The 2261-nt window shown below is 64.4% G+C and carries 3 protein-coding genes and 1 pseudogene; 2 read left to right on the top strand and 2 right to left on the bottom strand.

Annotated elements, in window-relative coordinates; genetic code table 11:
- Window positions 1-200: 200 nt before the first annotated feature.
- Together ACTS2Z_RS01355 and folB are read left to right on the top strand one after the other, a co-directional pair.
- Window positions 201-548, top strand: coding sequence for a 6-pyruvoyl trahydropterin synthase family protein (locus ACTS2Z_RS01355; RefSeq protein WP_442571437.1), 348 nt, complete (start codon window positions 201-203; stop codon window positions 546-548).
- 53 nt (window positions 549-601) lie between these two features.
- The gene (folB, locus tag ACTS2Z_RS01350; RefSeq protein WP_442571436.1) at window positions 602-1021 is read left to right on the top strand and encodes a dihydroneopterin aldolase; all 420 of its coding nucleotides are present in this window, start codon (window positions 602-604) and stop codon (window positions 1019-1021) included.
- 2 nt (window positions 1022-1023) lie between these two features.
- On the opposite strand, the gene ACTS2Z_RS01345 is transcribed toward folB, so the two are convergent.
- Together ACTS2Z_RS01345 and ACTS2Z_RS01340 are read right to left on the bottom strand one after the other, a co-directional pair.
- On the bottom strand, window positions 1024-1806 hold the full coding sequence (locus tag ACTS2Z_RS01345) for a TylF/MycF/NovP-related O-methyltransferase (protein WP_442571435.1): 783 nt from the start codon (window positions 1804-1806) through the stop codon (window positions 1024-1026).
- Window positions 1807-1817: 11 nt separating this feature from the next.
- Window positions 1818-2261: pseudogene (locus ACTS2Z_RS01340) on the bottom strand (hypothetical protein); the annotation flags it as partial.

The raw sequence follows: 2261 nt of genomic DNA, 5'->3' as shown, positions 1-2261 counted from the left end.
GTCCGTCGGCAGCCAGCGCCTCGCAGAAGGCGCGCCCGAGGCGCTTCGCGCCGCCGGTAACAAGTGCGGTATGGGTGTGCCCGGACATGGCCTGCTCCTCGATCTGACGCGTGAACCTAAACCGCGGCGCTCGCGTTGGAAGCCCTGATGTGCGGGCAGGGCTTACCTCGCCAGCCCTGACACAGTATAGAGCGCGCGCCATGATGCTGATTTCTGCCCAGGTGAATATCGAAGCCGCCCACTTCACCCCGTTCGGGGATGAGGATGATGCGCGCCGTCAGATACACGGTCACTCCTATCTGGTGCGGGCTTGGGTCGAGGCGCAGCCCGGCGTCGAGGATCTCGACCGGCTGCGTGAGGATCTCATGGTCGCAGCCCAGCCGCTCGATCATGCGCTTCTCAACGAGGTGGAGGGGCTTTCCGGCCCGTCCATGGAGGCGATTGCCGATTTTGTGGCCGCGCGCCTGAAGCCTTTATGGCCCGGACTGAGAAAAGTCTCGGTTGCCCGGCCCACTCTCGGCTATGAAGTGATACGCGAGCTGGTCTGATCCGGCCGCTTGACGGCGGGGGCAAGGCCCGCGCGCCATCAGGGAAGTCATCGATGAAACCGATTTTCGCGCCTGGCGCCGAACAGACCGCGCCCGCCGCCATGGCGGCGGCCAGTGGCGAACGGCTGAGCGTGCGCGTCGAGGGCTTGCGCCTTGATGCCGAGGTCGGAGTCTACGCAAGCGAACATGGCCGCAAGCAGCCCGTCACGATCAGCCTTGAAGCCGAAGTGGCGAGCGAAGCGGCGCATCCGGGCGCCGATCTCGGTCATGCGGTGAATTACGCCGCGCTCGCAGAAACCGTGCGCCAGGTTGTCGGTCGCCGTCACCACGAATTGCTTGAAGACCTCGCCCAGGAACTGGCTGACACCATGTTCGCCGACCCGCGTATCGTGCGCATCGCGCTGAAAATCGACAAGCTGACAGCGCTTGATGATGCCGCGTCTGTCGGCGTCAGCTATGAGCGCTGGCGCTAGGGTCAGCCTGCAGGCTTGCGGATCCAGCCGCCCGGCGCAGACAGCCACGGGAATTTCTCGATCACTGGCGGCTTGCCGCCGAAATACTCCTCCACCGCCCGCGACTCGCCCGGCCACTCGGTGATCCCGTACTCGTCAAAGAGCACGATCCCGCCCGGAACGATGTGGGGGTAGAAGGCTTCGAGCGCGGCCAGAGTCGGCTCGTAAATATCGCAGTCAAGATGCAGCAGCGAGATGCGCAGCCCCGGATGGCGCTTCACATAGGCCGGGGCCGTTTCCACAATATCGCCTTCTTCCAGCACGATGCGCGGCTTTTTCGGTACAAAACTGTCCGCATTGAACAGCTCGATCAGCTCGACCAGCGTGTCGCGGAAACCGGCTGATTCCCATCCGCCGTCGAAATTGCCGCGATTGGCAGCGCCGTCCTTCTCGGTCTCGTCGGCGTCAGTGCGCCCGGTCAGGCCCTGGAAATGGTCAAACCCGATCACCTGCTTGGTACGGTCACCTGGGCAGAGGATTTCGAGAAAGCGCGCGAAATTGAACAGGGATTCGCCCTTGTAGACGCCGCACTCGACGACGTGGCCGGGCAGGTTGGCGACGGTCTTGAAGACTTCCCAGTGACCAAAGGCCTTCGAGGCATACATGCGCCGCTGGAAGGCATTGAGCTGGTGGATGATGTCTTCGTCACCGGCATGGCGGCGCAAGATGTCCGCATAGCGCGCATCCATCGGGCGCATGTCTGTGGCCACGGGATTGGCTTCGCGCCAGGAGGCTGTCTTGCTCATGATGTCCGCTCTCAGGCGCTTGCCAGGCCGGACTGACCGGCCTGGGTGTTGACGAAATTGCCCTTGATCATGGCGATGCCGCTGGCCGCGAGATCGCGCCGGGTCTGATCAATGCTCAGCGGATAGGCGATGGTGGCATTCAGCCGCGCCAGCGCACAGTCCTGCGCATCGGGGTCCATCTCGATCAGGTAGCGCAGCGAGATGCGGCGCCGGTCGCCTGCGGTCGGCTGGGTGCCGTGCAGCAGGCAGGCATGCCAGAAATGCACCGCGCCCGCCGTGCCGGTCAGGCGCAGCGTGTCTTCCTCTATGCTGTCCCCGTGGGCGCTATAGCGCGACCGGCCCCGCGCCTTGTCCAGCAAGGTGAGGTCATGCGGGAAGATGTCGGCGCCCAGCATGTGGCTGCGCGGCAGAAGGTAGAGCGGTGCATCGCCCGGCCCCACGTCCTCCAGATAGAC

Origin of the sequence: Glycocaulis sp. (genome assembly GCF_052168375.1) — a bacterium.
Classification (GTDB): Bacteria; Pseudomonadota; Alphaproteobacteria; order Caulobacterales; family Maricaulaceae; genus Glycocaulis.
This window is presented reverse-complemented; position numbering and strand designations above follow the sequence as displayed.